Source organism: Solibacillus sp. FSL R5-0691 (assembly GCF_037974225.1).
GTDB lineage: Bacteria > Bacillota > Bacilli > Bacillales_A > Planococcaceae > Solibacillus.
The window spans coordinates 1,134,364-1,148,230 of the sequence record NZ_CP150231.1; the positions used below are offsets into that span (position 1 = coordinate 1,134,364).

Genomic DNA, 13,867 nt, shown 5'->3' on the forward strand with positions numbered 1-13,867 from the left:
AAAATTTCCTCCCTGTTTCTAAAATTGAATTTCTTCTTTCTCATAAATCGCGACCATTGCTGTACCACTCTGCATCTCAATTATTAAAACTTGCGTGTCATACGGAATCTCTACTTGATGAAAACTTGCTGCACGCTTTGAAATAATACCGTTTGCCGTTTCAATCACTATTTCCCCAAAACCATCAAGAGGAACGGGCACAATCACTTTTCCGACCTGACCTTCAAGCGATTCTTCAGTATAGGCAAGGGACACCTCTGCTGAACGTAATGGAACGAGCAGGAAAAAATATATAAGTGCTGTCAATAAACTCGCAATTATAAGGGCGATGATGAATATGATGATACTCGTTAAGCCGGTAAACTGTTCCAGCAAATAGCCCGCAGCCGATGTGAACGTTATAAACGAAAGGATAACGGCCGGATCAAAAAATGGTGTTCCATCGATGGACACATCCGCAACATCTGCAAAAAATAAGTAAAGAACAGTGCAACACCCAATAACGATTAAGATGATTAAATAAATGGTTTCAATGGAATAACCAAACAAGTTGCCACCTCCTTATTGCTATTTAATAAATTTACGGATGAAATGGAAAAAAGTTTCAAAAAAAATTATTATTTTCCGAAAAATATAAAATGTATGCCAATTCAAGTGATTGACATACATTTTGGGGTAAGGGTGGTTTATTTCATTTGGAAATCGTTCTTGATGTAAACCGTCAGCGGACTGTTCTGTTCGATGTACTCCATCATTAAATCGGGAATGAATTGATCGGTTTTACGAACAGGCGGTTTTTTAAACATCTGCATGTTATGCGCACCTGTTGCACGGTAGCTATTGACCGCTACTTCAAAAATTTCATTATCCTGAATCGGATTTCCTTCAAAAGTTAGCTTCGTGACGCGTTGACCTGTTTGTTGACATAAGTCAATTATGTAATCAATGCCACCCCACAGATCATAAATATACGGCTGAGGCTCCGGATAGTACACAGCCATGCTAAAATCGATTTCTCCCTGGTCGTTGAGCGCAAAGACAGCGGCACTTTGTTCAATCGCCTGGCGGATTTCAGCACCGGTCATTCGAATGACAAGCAGCCGGGTAGACCGGGGGAGGTTATGTAAAACATCTTCACGGGTTATTTTTTCCGGAAAGCCGCCTTTTGCATGGTACGGCAATTCGATGACCGAAATTTGAGCGCCCGTGTAATGGAGCTGCATATCGTGAAGCAACTGTGTATAAGTGGTCATTTTCATGCGGGGCGTATAAAAGTCGGAATAAGTCAATGCTTCACCAGCTGTTCCGATTTGTTGTTTTTTCCACGCATCAAAATCGGGAAAAGACTGCATTGTTAATGTTGAATCGACTTGAACGATAGAAGGATCAAAAGAAAATGAACCGTTTTCCACAGTGACATCGATTTGCGCGAAGCAATGTGCATTTGCTCCCGGTTGTACTATTGCGACACCATTTTGTACTGTGGCAATTTCCAAATGCTGATGGCCGGTAATGAAGAGATCAATTCCTTCTATTTCGTGAAGCATACGATAACCTTCATTTTCGCCTTGTTCCAGATCGATTAGGTGACCGTTATGAAGATCCCGTTCAAAACCGCCGTGATAGCTTAAAATGACAAGCCGTACCTGTTCAACTTCGCGAACATGCTTTACAGTGTTTTTTGCACTTTCAAAAGCATTCTCGAAATGCAGATGCTTTGTCGAATCACATTCATCCCAGTTTTTTGTGAAATGCGTCACGACCCCAATGACAGCAATGCGCAGCCCATTTATTTCTTTAATAAAATATGGTTCGGCAAACCCTGCAATATTGGCGGCGATCCACGGGAAATTAGTGGCGTTGCGGATCGATTGGATTTTCTCGGGAGAATAGTTGAATTCATGGTTCCCGAAAACGGCAACATCATAGCCAAGGGTGTTCGCAAGCTCAATTTGCGGGTGCTGTTCTTGAATAATATAATCGTAATAATAACTTAAATGACTGCCATGCAAAAAATCGCCATTATCGATTAACAGTTCTGGCTGTCTGGCAGAAATCATTTGCGCAAGCTGTGAAAAGCGTTCGGTATGACCGTGGATATCGCTCGTCGCAATAATAGTAAATTTCATTGAGAAAACTTCCTTTAATATTTCATTTTCCTTATTATAGCGTGAATTATTGCGCAACAGTTCCGAAAGTGATTAAATAAATATAGAAGCAATTACGCTAATTTATAGGAGTTGGTAATTTTGATTACAGTAACAAACCGTATTAAAGTAAAAAAAGGGTTTGCTGAAAAAATGGCACCACAATTTGTACAACCAGGTCCATTACAAGAATTCGAAGGTTTTCAAAAAGTAGAAGTATTAGTTTCAACGCAATTTGAAGAATATGATGAAATGAGCGTTGTGATGTACTGGGATTCAAAAGAAAACTTTTCTGTATGGCGTGAAAGTGATGCATTTAAACAATCACATAAACGTCCATCAGAAGGTGAAGGCGGCGGCCACCACCAAGGCGAATCACCAATGCTAGGTTCAGAAATCGTGATTGCCGAAGTAGCAGGCACAATCTCAAAATAGTGTTAAGAGGTGTCCTAATGTTTCCGTTAGGGCACCTTTATGCTATACATACATAGAAGTTATTAAATTGTGAATGAAAAACAGAAAGGTGTTTTTAATGTCGAACATGGTGCAGTTTTTTTATGACGGACAGTTTTTGAAATGCTATGAAGAAGCGAAACGCCAATTACAGGGCGGTGAAAATAATCAGGCAACGCAATTTTTAAATATCTTTGAAAAATACGAGTATGAAAAGTTCCCGAAGCCGACTGCACAGATTCCGCAAAGTGTCGAACGTGCGAATGAAAGCTACCCGGAAAATGAAGAAGTTGAACAGCTGCGTGCGATTAAGGATGAACAGCAGTTCTCGGAAAAAGTGAAACAGCTGGAACAGGATGCTCGGACAGCGGAGGCTGAACGGAAAGCAGAGTCGTTTTATGTACAGGGACATCTTTTTTTAATGGCGCACCATTATGATGAAAGTGTTCATTGCTTTATGGAAGCGGTGAAGCATCAGCCAAATAAGGCTTTGTATTACGGGATTGCAGGGCAGACGATGAACCGCTTTAACTGGTCGCCGTTTGATGTGATGGTTTATATTGAGCGGGCAATCGATATGGATCCGAAAAACGCAAGATGGTACTGGAATAAGGCGCTCGTTTTAACACAGTTATACAAAGATTTGAATGCCGAACCGTTTTTGGAAAACGCTCTAATTGCAATAGAAAAAGCAATCGAGAATTGTCGCGAAGATCAAGTATCACTGCGTTCAGGCATTGATTCAACATTGGAAAACTTGAAAGAATATCTTTTCAATTAACGAAGCACCGGCAGATGGGGGAACAAGCATGAAGTTTTTATCTTGGAAAGGTATTTCGATATACTTAACGATCATTCTATTTTTACTTATTTTTATTCAGATTCTTGATTGGAATAAAGGCAATGAAAAAGAGGCTCAATATGCGGTAGAGCTGGAAAAAGCGTATACGGATTTGGTGGATTTCCAAACGTATATATTGAACGATGAAGTGGAGATTGATGACAATAAGCATGTGCTGACAATGTACGAGAAAAACTTTCAATATCAGCTGAGCATGTTCATCGATATTTTCGGCAATAAAAAAGTGGATGATGCAAACCTGTTTGATTCCTATCAACAAATCGATGAGGCATTAGCTGCATTTTATGAGGCGGAAAGTGCGGAACAGCAGAGTGGGGCACATCAGCAATTGCTCGATGTTAAAAAACCGCTGTTTACGATTTTGAATGATTTGAAATAATAGGGGAAGGGCTCACGAACGCTTTGAGGAAGAAAGCGGTACGTGGGCTTTTTTGTGTGGGACGGAAATGTTCTAATATTCATGCTGGAAGTTCTAATAAAATCTGAAAAGTTCTAATATGTTATGGATCTTCTAATATAAGTTGTGGATTGTCTAATAAGTGTCTCCGATTTTCGAATATCGCGGTTAGATGTTCTAATATGTCATTTAGATTGTCTAATAAACAGGAAAAAGTTCTAATATAACTACCCCGGTGCACACCATAGCCTCTGTGGAACCGTATAAAGACCATTTCTTCGCCATAAACCGGCTGAACTTCTAATATAGTTCTAAAAAGCCAAAACAAATCTTCTAATATGTGGAGATGTGCACCCATTAGCATACCGAAGCCCAAAAAAGCGCTGAAAGTTCTAATATCCATGCTGGAAGTTCTAATAAAATCTGAAAAGTTCTAATATATAACGGAACTTCTAATATATCTCCCGAATCTTCTAATAAGTAGCTTCGATCTTCGAATAACGCGGTCAGAAGTTCTAATATGTCATTCAGATTGTCTAATAAAATCGAAAAAGTTCTAATATAAATACCCCGGTGCACACCATAGCCTCCGTGGAAACGTATTTAGACCGTTCTTCGCCCTAAACCGACTGAACTTCTAATATCCCTGTAAAAAGTTCTAATAAGCCACACAAATCTTCTAATAAACCCAAAAAAAGTTCTAATAAATCCAACACCCCAACCCCCAAAAAAAGCTGCCCCAAAGTTATAGACATAACTTCAGGACAACCCCAGTCCAATCATCACTTCTTCTTTTTTCTATCTTTCACAAACACAAACACGATCATCGCGACCCAAATCACAGCGATCACAATAAAAATGTAAAAGTTCTTCGATGAACTCACTAAATTCAGCTCATCCGCCAAAATCCCACCAATCGACTGCAATTGTGCACTTAATAAAATAATGAGCGCACCAATAAACAGCATGATTTTCGGATTGATCGCAAAGCGCAGCAGTACAATGATGAACAAAGCTGAGAAAATCAGTAACAGCGTGAAGAGGGGGTCCAGTAATGTAAGTGTCCCGTCTTTTGCAAAGTTTTCGTACGTAAATGTCATGAAAAATTCTCCTTACCTTACTTTACTAAGCCATTTTGAAATGCATAGACGACAGCCTGTGTGCGGTCCTGCACTTCGAGTTTACTTAAAATATTGCTGACATGGGTTTTCACGGTTTTCAATGCGATAAACAGTTCTTCCGCAATTTCCTGGTTGGCAAGGCCGCGCGCCATACACAACAGTACTTCCATTTCCCGGTCTGTTAAATGGTTATGCAGGGCAGGGGCTGTACCGCGCATACGTGCCATTACCCGCGTCGTTGCTTCCGGTTCAAGAACGGTTTCCCCGGCCATCGTTTTCCGGATCGCATCGGCGATCTGTTTGGCGTTGCTTGTTTTTAGAATATAGCTGACAGCACCTGCTTCAAGGGCCGGGTATAATTTATCGTCATCGATAAAGCTCGTGACAATCATTACTTTAGCTTGCGGCCACTGTGCCAATATTTCGGCAGTCGCTTCAGCACCCGTTTTGATCGGCATCACATTATCCATCAGCACAATATCCGGTTTTAGCGAGAGCACTGTTTCAATCGCTTCCTCGCCGTTCGTCGCCTCACCGATGACTTCGATATCGGGTTGTGCCGATAAATAGGCGGAAACCCCGATTCGAACCATCTCGTGATCATCTACTATGACAACTTTAATCATTGATTTGTTCCTCCTTTTTGAGCGGAACTTTCACTTCGACAATTGTTCCTTCATCCGGTACAGAGACAATTTTATACGTGCAGCCAATTTCGACAGCGCGTTCGGCAATATTGCGCAGCCCGTAAGAAGTTGTTTTATCCCCATCCAAATTAAAGCCGAGACCATTATCCTGAATGCGCAAAATCGCCAGTTGGTCGCGCGCGATCAATAACAGTTCGACTTCTGTTGCTTTCGCGTGACGTAACGTATTCGACAAAGCTTCTTGAGCGATTCGGAATAAATGATCTTCCTCTGCTTTCGATAAAGCGATTTCTTCGATTTGGTAGTCGATATTGAAATACACTTTTTCCTGTAATTCTACAATCAGGTCTTCTAAACCTTCCGCCAAGCTTTTATTGTGCAGGGCAACCGGTCGCAGATGAAGAAGCAATGCGCGCATTTCGAGCTGTGCCTGCTGGACGATTTTTTCCACCTGCCCGAGCTGCTTTTGTGCAAATTCATCCTGACGCTGTTCTGTAAGCGCGGAGAGCAGCATCGATGCCGCAAATAGCTGTTGGGATACAGAATCATGCAGTTCACGTGCAAGCCGCTGACGTTCTGCAAGAAGCCGCTCCTGAACAATGGCGTCGTTCGTTTCCACTTTTTCATTGGAAAGCCGCTGTAAAGAGGTCCGCTGTGTTTCGATTAATTCGTTCGTCTCACGTAATGCTTTTTTTAATGAGCCATTCGCTTTTTTGAATTTTTGTGCGAAATCAGGCTCCGCCACTTTTTTCACAATGCGGGTCATCTGATTTTCTTTCATTTTTAATGCGATTGAAATCCATAACGAAATAAAAAAGCTCGTCGTTGTTGCGATAATGGCGATCACGGCGACAATCGGTAATGAGTAATCATCGTTTTCCCATAAAAAACGCCAAGTTTCTTCTTGCGGTTGGCCAAGCAGGAAAATGAAAATATTCATGGCAAAAGTTGCAAAAACCATCATCAGTATAAAAAAGCGTAAAATAAAGGCAATCATCCGCGCTGCACCTCCACATCGCCAATCCAAGATGTCACATAAATAACTAGGACACGTTTTGCATCCATTTCCCCATCCTCAAAACGGAGCTGTTCATTAATACATTGCTTTGGCGCATAGTCCAAATATGTTGCTTCACCATATAAAGTGGAGTAATGCAGCTGAATCGTCACTTCATAAGGTACGATAACCCGTACCTTTCCAAGAGATTGATGGATGACAATAATCGATTTTCCGTTTGGTAAAATCGTTTCGGTCGTATCGATTGTAATATCGCCGATAAAACGCTGAATATGAACGTCTTTCCAATGATAGCTTTCTGTCGGAGCACCCGTTGTGCCGATTAATTGATTTTGATTTGATGTATTGGCAAAGTGGCTTTTGATTTCCATCACTTGCTCTTTTTTCGTTAAGTATTGGTATAAAAGAAAGACAAGTACACCGATGATTAAAAGGCGCAGTGTCCAAATATTAATAATAGCAAAGAAAAATAGAATGAGTCCCGTCCATAATAAGTACCGTTTCTTCTTTTTAAAGCTGAAAAATAGAAACAGTGCACCTAAAATCAGTAAAAACACAGTGCCATTATTGAAAAGAGTCAATTCAATCAATACGACAAGTGCCATACTAATCGCGATAATCGCAAGCTGATCTGATGTAATTTTCGGCATAGTGCCTGCCTCCCCCTATAACGTGCAAAATGGAGAAAGCACGATGCCTTCTCCTTTACGCATTATATCATTATTTTGGCTGTTCTATGAGCTTTTGTTCTTTTTCAAGCTGTGCCAAGCGAGCTTCAAAAGAGGTTACTTCATATTTACGCTCGATATTTTGAGATAATTCATCAATATACGTTGATAGTTCATCAAAATTATCGGCATTGTCCGATGTGAGAACTTTATCCATCTGATGGTTGGCACGCACGACATTTTCTTTGCCCATCAGCTGAAGCTGGCGCACTTTCATATCTTTGATTTTATGTTTCATCGTTTCGAATTTGCGTTCCAGTGCAAAATATTCCGTATTCGCAGCATCAATGCTCGAAAGAAGAGCATGTTTTCTCGCAGTGTAAGCCGTTACTTCTTCCTGTGCAAACGCAATCAGTTCAGCTTCCCCAGTTGACTGAGCCAGTACTAGCTGTTTTTCACGTTTTTCAAGCATTTCAACTGTTTGTGAAAGTTGGATTTCCAGCTCTTTTTTAAGCTGAGCCTGACGTGCAAGCAATTTGCCCGTTTCTTCAGTTTGTTTTTCTGCTTCACGAATGTAGTGGTTCAGCATTTTAATCGGGTTTTTATCGACCTTTTTGTCAAACATCTCATGTAAATCCGCCTGAATTGAATATTTAAATTTTGTAAATAAATTTCTCATTGTCCATCGCTCCTATTTGTTTAAATTTGCCCATTCGCGTTCAAAGTTTGTAAATGGATCTTCTTCCTCTTTTTTGCCTGGTAAAAATTCAATCTTTTCGTTTTTTCGGTTTTTGTAAAGATAAAATAAGACACCGATTGCAGCTAAACCGATAAAGCCTGGGATGTTTGATAAGGCACTTACTAAACCGGCTAAAGCGACAACCAGGCTCATTACTTTTCCGAAAGTAGATTTACTTTCTGTGTAATAGTGCAGACCTGCTGCCAGTAGTGCTCCTGAGATTAATAAACCGGCTACTGGTGCGAGCAGGCAAAGTGCGATGATCGCTGTGATAAAAGCCGCTGAATATAAGAAAAACTTTTTCATTATGTGTTCCTCCTTGTCGTTGATATGTTCATGTTACCGTGAATTTAAAAATCCGATAACGACCTGTTACCGTATTTTCATCTAGGTCTCGAGGCTGAGAAGGTCTCAGACAGCTATTCTCATGACTTAACTTCTGCCAGGAGAGTGAAAATATATAGAAACGGAATAGCTTTTATTGTATAATGCTTGATGGAGAGTTTTTCTCGGTACATAAGTAGTGGAGGAGGTTGGACAAAATGGCTTTATGGTTAGGAATTACACTTATCGTCGTAGCTCTTATCGGGGGCGTGGCAATTGGTTTCTACGCAGCTCGTCAATATATGATGAAGTATTTAAAAGAAAACCCGCCAATTAATGAACAAATGATTCGCGTGATGATGGCACAAATGGGACGTAAACCGTCTGAAAAACAAGTGCGTCAAATGATGGCACAAATGAACAAATTCCAAGATAAATAATAATTGGACTACCTTTCGCATTCTATTGAGTGAAGAAGGTAGTTTTTATTTGACGTAAAATAAAATTCAGAATATTTTGTTTGAAAAGAAAAATAATCTAGTCTATTCTTATATAGATTGTAAGTATTGGAGGGGAAAAAAATGGCAACAGAAAAAACGAATGTTGAGAGCTTTGATTTAGACCATACGATAGTGGTCGCACCGTATGTACGTTTAGCGGGTACAAAAGAAGGGGCGAAGGGCGATGTCGTGACAAAATATGATATCCGCTTTAAGCAGCCGAATAAAGAGCATATGGAAATGCCGGCACTTCATTCACTGGAACATTTAATGGCAGACCGTATCCGCAATCATAGTGACGCGGTTGTCGATATCTCACCAATGGGATGTCAAACAGGCTTTTATGTCTCATTTATGAACTATGATGATTATGAAGGCGTGTTGGCGATTTTAGAAAAGACTATTCAGGATGTGTTGGCGGCGACTTCTGTTCCTGCCTGCAATGAAGTTCAATGCGGTTGGGCGGCAAGCCATAGTTTAGAAGGTGCGCAACAGCTGGCAAAAGAATTTTTAGCCAAACGCGATGAATGGCATATTGTTTTTAATGATTAATAGATGTAGGGCCCTCATTTAATTGGGGGGCTTTTTTTATTCCTTCCGGCAAACGAAAAAGCACTTTCTGTTCAAACAACTGAACAGAAAGTGCTTATTACTTATATTAAAGAATCGGTTATATTGCGGTATGCCGGGACGTGGTCATGGAGAAACTTCGCTACCGTTTGTTCATAGTCACCGGGATTGTCGTTGAATGATTTCGCATGCTCGCCTTTTTCAAACAGTTTCAGCATTTTCGGTTCGGGTTTTTGTTCGTACAGTTCTTCGGTCATGGAGGAGGGAATGAAATCATCAGGTGTACTGTGAATAAAGAGGACGGGCTTTTGAATTTGTTTTACAGCATCGATCGGCATCACTTCTTTTACGGAGTAGCCATCGCGGATACGCATGAAAAAGTCGGCGAAAGGAAGTGTGTATTTTGAATCGATCGGTACAACACTTTCGAAAATGCGTTTTAGAAGCTCGGGGAAATTTGAAAAGGCACAATCGGATACATAGAAATCCGCATTATCTTCTAATGTGCCTGCATAGAGCAGAGTCGTTGCCGCACCCATTGATTCCCCGTGAATACCAAGTAGGGCATCTTCCCCGGCAATGTTGCGGATTGTCTCCACAACTGCCTGTAAATCGTATTTTTCATAATGGCCGTAACTTGTTGTTTTTCCTTGAGATTCTCCGTGACGGCGGTGATCGTATACAAATGCATTAAAACCAAGCCGTTCAAACATTCGGGCATAGCGCATCGAGTTAATTTTATTTTCAGTGACACCATGACAGATGATGACTGTATTTTTTGTTTCCACAGGTTTTAAATAGATGCCGCTTATTTTATAGCCATTTGGAGAGTCAATCAATAAAATTTCTTTCGGACAGCCTTCATACCAAGCTTCATCAAAGCGTTTTGCCGCAATTTCACGTTCGCGGATGAAAGCATCGTCCTTTTTCTTTATATACATAATGTGATTTGTCATCACGACACCAGTGATCGTTGTAGCAGCTGCCAGCAGTGTTGTTACAATACTGCCAGATAAAAACAGTGTACGTTTTTTCATGAAAACCACTCCTTAATTAATTTAATATTCGATGAATTATTAGGATAAATCAACTAATATGTATCTATTTATTATTGGAAACTTTTGTGTGAAAAATGCGGAATATTTGATAAAATCGGGTTAAGCAAGTTTAACTTTGCTCACAAAGGGACCATTCACACTAAGGGGGATATATTCATGACAGAAGTTGTAATAGTAAGTGCAGTACGTACGCCAATTGGTGCTTTTCAGGGGGCATTAAAAGATATTGCGGCTCCGACTTTAGGGAGTATCGTAATAAAAGAAGCATTGAATCGTATTGAATTAGATCCATCAACAGTTGATGAAGTTATTATGGGGAATGTTCTCGCAGCAGGTTTAGGTCAAAACCCGGCAAGACAGGCAAGTATCCAAGCTGGTTTACCATACACAGTTCCAGCGATGACAATTAACAAAGTATGTGGTTCAGGCTTAAAGGCCGTTCATTTAGCAGCACAGGCAATCATTGCCGGGGATGCGGAAGTTGTTGTCGCTGGAGGCTTTGAAAATATGAGTCAAGCACCATATATTATGCGAAACGCAAGAGAAGGTTTCCGCATGGGAGATCAAAAAATTATCGATACATTAATTCAGGACGGCTTATGGTGCGCATTTAATGATTACCATATGGGCGTAACTGCTGAAAATCTATGTAATCAGTATGACATTTCACGTCAGGAACAGGATGAATTTGCAGCACGTTCCCAAGCCCGTGCATCGGAAGCCATTTCGACAAACAGATTCGCTGAAGAAATTGTTCCTGTAGAAATTCCTCAACGTAAAGGGGAGCCGGTTATTTTTTCACAAGACGAATATGTAAAACATGGAACAACAACAGAAAAATTAAATGGATTACGTCCAGCTTTCAAAAAAGACGGTTCGGTTACTGCAGGGAACGCTTCCGGGATTAATGACGGAGCGGCAGCGGTTGTCGTTATGTCAAAGCAGCGTGCTTTTGAATTAGGCCTTACACCTCTTGCAACAATCGTCGCTAATGCGAGCGCAGGGGTTGATCCTTCTGTAATGGGGATCGGACCGGTATCGGCAGTGAAAAAAGCTTTGTCGAAAGCGAATGTAACATTGGATGAAATGGACTTAATTGAAGCGAATGAAGCATTTGCCGCTCAGGCGATTGCAGTTGATCGCGAATTGGCGTTCAATCATGATAAACTAAATGTAAATGGCGGTGCAATTGCACTTGGACACCCAATCGGCGCAAGCGGAACGCGTATTTTAGTCACATTATTACATGAAATGCAAAAGCGCGATGCAAAGCTGGGTCTTGCAACATTATGTATTGGTGGCGGACAAGGTGTAGCGACAATTGTACAACGCTAATAATAAATGTAGGTGAAAACGATGGCAAAAAAGAAACAGCAAAGAACAACAAATGAATTCGAGCTTCCAAAAGATAAGGCGGCAACATTGGCCGATCAGTTAGGCGGCGATGTATTGGCCAAGCTGAAAGTAGCGAAGCAGGAAATGGTGGCTGACGAAAAGGCGAAAGAAGAAGAGCGCCTGGCGAAAGCGGCATTCGAACGCAAGCAACGCGAAAAAAATATGAGTTTTGAAGAACTGTTAAACCAATACGGCGACAAAGGTTCGAAATTTTAAGGGTAAAGTTGCATACTAAATTTAAAAAATAGCACACTATTTTTGGAGGGCACTGAAAAAGTCATTCAATTATAAGGAAGGGCATGTTGGAACAAAATTCGTTCCTACATGCCCTTTTCTTCGATGCCGTTGATTCCCATTGCGGCGGACGCTTTCCGCGGGCACGGCTCCAACTAAATGATCTGCGCCTAAACGGAGGCGCATATCATTGGATTTTCCGCACGTGCTGTTCCCCCAGGAATCGCAGCCTCTATTCCAACCAACTGGTGTGTCTTATGAAGGGAAATTTTTCTCGTAATGCGCCTTCCTATTTTTGTACACTATCTTTTTTAAATACAACAACAATAAGTTTTGCAAACAGTAGCAATGTCAACGCGCCGCATGCGTCGAGTACGACATCTGCTGCAAGGCCGCTGCGACCCGGAATCATACTTTGGCGGTATTCATCAAGGCTTGCGATTACTACAGCTGTAACAAACGCGAGAACGATCGGAAAGTACCACTTCAGTTTCCGGTACAAAGTATAGAGTATGACCGCTAATAAACCGTATCCGAAGAAATGAGTAGCTTTTCGGATAAGAAACTCAAGAAATTGAAAATAGCCCCGTGTTTCAACCGATATAATTTTTCCCCAATAAGGAATTTCAAACTGGCTTAACCATGCTTCAAAAGGTTTGTCTTTTAACAAATCCTTTAACGCCGGAACAATCGTTTGCTGTTCATAGCTCATGTTAGACATTACTATGACAACGATTATCCCGATGATGACGAGAACAATCCACTTTTTCATCTATGTTCAGTGTAACGGTCGGTTTTTGTCCAGCTGTCGATCTCCGAAATATTTTGCAGCGATTGCGCTTTTTCGTAAGCATCCAGATTTTGCTTCAGCTGAGCGAGTGTACGTGCCCCAATAACAGTTGAAGCAACAGTTGGATAGCGTAAATTGAATGCGAGGGCAGCTGCATGTACATCCCCGAATTGCTGTTCAATTTTTTGCAGTACGTCTTTTGCTGCCGCTTCATCATAGCTCATATAGGATTTTAAACGTGTACGCCACTCATTTGTCAACAAGCCTTTCGCGATTGATCCGCGCGTTACGACAGAAGCGCCTGTCTGTTGAATCGAATCGAAAAATTCGCTTGCGCGTTCATCAAAAATATTAAACTGCATCATATTGCTGATGGCATTACTATTTTGCAAAAATGGCATGAAGACATTCGGTCGTATGGAGGAAATGCCATATTCGCGAATTAATCCTTCTTTTTTCAAACCTTCCATTGTGTCGGTAATTTCTTCCCAATTATCTTCGGTCGTACCGCCATGTAACTGGTAAAGATCCAAGTAATCCGTCTGTAGTCGTTGCAGGCTGTCTCGTACCGCTTTATTAATATAGTTTGCGGATGTATCCCAGCCCCAGCCTTCCTTTCCTTCTTCCCAACGATTCCCGACTTTCGTTGCCAAATAAATATCGTGGCGGTGTTGCTTCAGCGCTGCGCCAACAACTTTTTCATTTTCGCCCTGGTTGTACAGATCAGCGGTATCAAAATAATTAATGCCTGCATCAATTGCAGCATGGATGACCTCTTCTGCTTGTGCCTTGTTTGGAGGTAATGACATACAGCCTAAACTAATTTCAGAAATGTGAAGATTGCTTGTACCTAATTGTCGTTTTTTCATGTTAATTCCTCCCTGGTTCAATATTTTAGAAATAGCTCCTACTAATGGTACAATGAATATAAGCAAGAGAACAAG

General features: G+C 41.0%; 18 protein-coding genes. 7 read left to right on the top strand and 11 right to left on the bottom strand.

Annotated elements, in window-relative coordinates:
* Nucleotides 1–18: 18 nt before the first annotated feature.
* Nucleotides 19–549, bottom strand: a complete 531-nt coding sequence (locus tag MKY51_RS05450; RefSeq protein WP_339175750.1) for a hypothetical protein — start codon at nt 547–549, stop codon at nt 19–21.
* Between the two features lie 137 nt (nt 550–686).
* The gene (locus MKY51_RS05455) at nt 687–2,129 is read right to left on the bottom strand and encodes a bifunctional UDP-sugar hydrolase/5'-nucleotidase (protein WP_339175752.1); all 1,443 of its coding nucleotides are present in this window, start codon (nt 2,127–2,129) and stop codon (nt 687–689) included.
* A gap of 120 nt (nt 2,130–2,249) precedes the next feature.
* Between MKY51_RS05455 and MKY51_RS05460 the strand changes: the two genes are divergently transcribed.
* The 3 genes from MKY51_RS05460 to MKY51_RS05470 all read left to right on the top strand — a co-directional run bounded on the left by MKY51_RS05460 (nt 2,250) and on the right by MKY51_RS05470 (nt 3,841).
* Complete coding sequence (locus MKY51_RS05460; RefSeq protein ID WP_339175753.1) at nt 2,250–2,582, top strand: heme oxygenase; 333 nt, start codon at nt 2,250–2,252, stop codon at nt 2,580–2,582.
* A gap of 97 nt (nt 2,583–2,679) precedes the next feature.
* The gene (locus tag MKY51_RS05465; protein ID WP_339175755.1) at nt 2,680–3,381 is read left to right on the top strand and encodes an O-linked GlcNAc transferase; all 702 of its coding nucleotides are present in this window, start codon (nt 2,680–2,682) and stop codon (nt 3,379–3,381) included.
* A gap of 28 nt (nt 3,382–3,409) precedes the next feature.
* Nucleotides 3,410–3,841, top strand: a complete 432-nt coding sequence (locus MKY51_RS05470) for an iron ABC transporter substrate-binding protein (RefSeq protein WP_339175756.1) — start codon at nt 3,410–3,412, stop codon at nt 3,839–3,841.
* Between the two features lie 800 nt (nt 3,842–4,641).
* On the opposite strand, the gene MKY51_RS05475 is transcribed toward MKY51_RS05470, so the two are convergent.
* From MKY51_RS05475 to MKY51_RS05500, 6 genes are all read right to left on the bottom strand, one after another.
* Nucleotides 4,642–4,959 carry an acyl-CoA dehydrogenase gene (locus tag MKY51_RS05475; RefSeq protein WP_339175758.1) on the bottom strand — a complete coding sequence of 106 codons (318 nt, stop codon included), beginning with the start codon at nt 4,957–4,959 and terminating at the stop codon, nt 4,642–4,644.
* Between the two features lie 17 nt (nt 4,960–4,976).
* Nucleotides 4,977–5,606 carry a response regulator transcription factor gene (locus tag MKY51_RS05480; protein ID WP_339175759.1) on the bottom strand — a complete coding sequence of 210 codons (630 nt, stop codon included), beginning with the start codon at nt 5,604–5,606 and terminating at the stop codon, nt 4,977–4,979.
* The gene (locus tag MKY51_RS05485; protein ID WP_339175760.1) at nt 5,599–6,624 is read right to left on the bottom strand and encodes a sensor histidine kinase; all 1,026 of its coding nucleotides are present in this window, start codon (nt 6,622–6,624) and stop codon (nt 5,599–5,601) included. The genes MKY51_RS05480 and MKY51_RS05485 overlap by 8 nt, the downstream gene beginning before the upstream one ends.
* Nucleotides 6,621–7,295, bottom strand: coding sequence for a cell wall-active antibiotics response protein LiaF (gene liaF, locus MKY51_RS05490; RefSeq protein WP_339175762.1), 675 nt, complete (start codon nt 7,293–7,295; stop codon nt 6,621–6,623). Before liaF ends, MKY51_RS05485 begins: the two co-directional genes overlap by 4 nt.
* 70 nt (nt 7,296–7,365) lie before the next feature.
* Complete coding sequence (locus MKY51_RS05495) at nt 7,366–7,992, bottom strand: PspA/IM30 family protein (protein ID WP_339175763.1); 627 nt, start codon at nt 7,990–7,992, stop codon at nt 7,366–7,368.
* 12 nt (nt 7,993–8,004) lie between these two features.
* The gene (locus MKY51_RS05500) at nt 8,005–8,358 is read right to left on the bottom strand and encodes an ABC transporter permease (RefSeq protein WP_339175765.1); all 354 of its coding nucleotides are present in this window, start codon (nt 8,356–8,358) and stop codon (nt 8,005–8,007) included.
* Between the two features lie 236 nt (nt 8,359–8,594).
* Here MKY51_RS05500 and MKY51_RS05505 point away from each other — a divergent pair, with 236 nt between their 5' ends.
* Both MKY51_RS05505 and MKY51_RS05510 read left to right on the top strand, forming a co-directional pair.
* A complete protein-coding gene (locus MKY51_RS05505) occupies nt 8,595–8,816 on the top strand; it encodes a YneF family protein (RefSeq protein WP_008408061.1) in 222 nt (73 codons plus the stop codon).
* Between the two features lie 141 nt (nt 8,817–8,957).
* Entirely contained in the window at nt 8,958–9,428 is a 471-nt protein-coding gene (locus MKY51_RS05510) for an S-ribosylhomocysteine lyase (protein ID WP_339175766.1), read from the top strand.
* A gap of 101 nt (nt 9,429–9,529) precedes the next feature.
* Here MKY51_RS05510 and MKY51_RS05515 read toward each other — a convergent pair whose 3' ends face one another.
* Entirely contained in the window at nt 9,530–10,483 is a 954-nt protein-coding gene (locus tag MKY51_RS05515) for an alpha/beta hydrolase (protein ID WP_339175767.1), read from the bottom strand.
* Nucleotides 10,484–10,660: 177 nt separating this feature from the next.
* On the opposite strand from MKY51_RS05515, the gene MKY51_RS05520 reads away from it, so the two are divergent.
* Complete coding sequence (locus tag MKY51_RS05520; protein ID WP_339175768.1) at nt 10,661–11,839, top strand: acetyl-CoA C-acetyltransferase; 1,179 nt, start codon at nt 10,661–10,663, stop codon at nt 11,837–11,839.
* A 21-nt stretch (nt 11,840–11,860) separates the two neighbouring features.
* The gene (locus MKY51_RS05525; protein ID WP_339175769.1) at nt 11,861–12,115 is read left to right on the top strand and encodes a YqkE family protein; all 255 of its coding nucleotides are present in this window, start codon (nt 11,861–11,863) and stop codon (nt 12,113–12,115) included.
* Nucleotides 12,116–12,422: 307 nt separating this feature from the next.
* Here the strand turns inward: MKY51_RS05525 and MKY51_RS05530 are convergent, their stop codons facing one another.
* Nucleotides 12,423–12,905: a VanZ family protein gene (locus MKY51_RS05530; protein WP_339175770.1), complete on the bottom strand. Its 483-nt coding sequence runs from the start codon at nt 12,903–12,905 to the stop codon at nt 12,423–12,425.
* A complete protein-coding gene (locus MKY51_RS05535; RefSeq protein WP_339175771.1) occupies nt 12,902–13,792 on the bottom strand; it encodes an aldo/keto reductase in 891 nt (296 codons plus the stop codon). The genes MKY51_RS05530 and MKY51_RS05535 overlap by 4 nt, the downstream gene beginning before the upstream one ends.
* Nucleotides 13,793–13,867: the final 75 nt, after the last annotated feature.

Coding starts and splice junctions, on each gene's coding strand:
- MKY51_RS05505 (WP_008408061.1), top strand. CDS start 8,595: ATGGCTTTATGGTTAGGAATTACACTTATCGTCGTAGCTCTTATCGGG.
- MKY51_RS05485 (WP_339175760.1), bottom strand. CDS start 6,624: ATGATTGCCTTTATTTTACGCTTTTTTATACTGATGATGGTTTTTGCA.
- MKY51_RS05475 (WP_339175758.1), bottom strand. CDS start 4,959: ATGACATTTACGTACGAAAACTTTGCAAAAGACGGGACACTTACATTA.
- MKY51_RS05525 (WP_339175769.1), top strand. CDS start 11,861: ATGGCAAAAAAGAAACAGCAAAGAACAACAAATGAATTCGAGCTTCCA.
- MKY51_RS05535 (WP_339175771.1), bottom strand. CDS start 13,792: ATGAAAAAACGACAATTAGGTACAAGCAATCTTCACATTTCTGAAATT.
- MKY51_RS05470 (WP_339175756.1), top strand. CDS start 3,410: ATGAAGTTTTTATCTTGGAAAGGTATTTCGATATACTTAACGATCATT.
- MKY51_RS05480 (WP_339175759.1), bottom strand. CDS start 5,606: ATGATTAAAGTTGTCATAGTAGATGATCACGAGATGGTTCGAATCGGG.
- MKY51_RS05510 (WP_339175766.1), top strand. CDS start 8,958: ATGGCAACAGAAAAAACGAATGTTGAGAGCTTTGATTTAGACCATACG.
- MKY51_RS05530 (WP_339175770.1), bottom strand. CDS start 12,905: ATGAAAAAGTGGATTGTTCTCGTCATCATCGGGATAATCGTTGTCATA.
- MKY51_RS05455 (WP_339175752.1), bottom strand. CDS start 2,129: ATGAAATTTACTATTATTGCGACGAGCGATATCCACGGTCATACCGAA.
- MKY51_RS05465 (WP_339175755.1), top strand. CDS start 2,680: ATGTCGAACATGGTGCAGTTTTTTTATGACGGACAGTTTTTGAAATGC.
- MKY51_RS05520 (WP_339175768.1), top strand. CDS start 10,661: ATGACAGAAGTTGTAATAGTAAGTGCAGTACGTACGCCAATTGGTGCT.
- MKY51_RS05495 (WP_339175763.1), bottom strand. CDS start 7,992: ATGAGAAATTTATTTACAAAATTTAAATATTCAATTCAGGCGGATTTA.
- MKY51_RS05500 (WP_339175765.1), bottom strand. CDS start 8,358: ATGAAAAAGTTTTTCTTATATTCAGCGGCTTTTATCACAGCGATCATC.
- liaF (WP_339175762.1), bottom strand. CDS start 7,295: ATGCCGAAAATTACATCAGATCAGCTTGCGATTATCGCGATTAGTATG.
- MKY51_RS05515 (WP_339175767.1), bottom strand. CDS start 10,483: ATGAAAAAACGTACACTGTTTTTATCTGGCAGTATTGTAACAACACTG.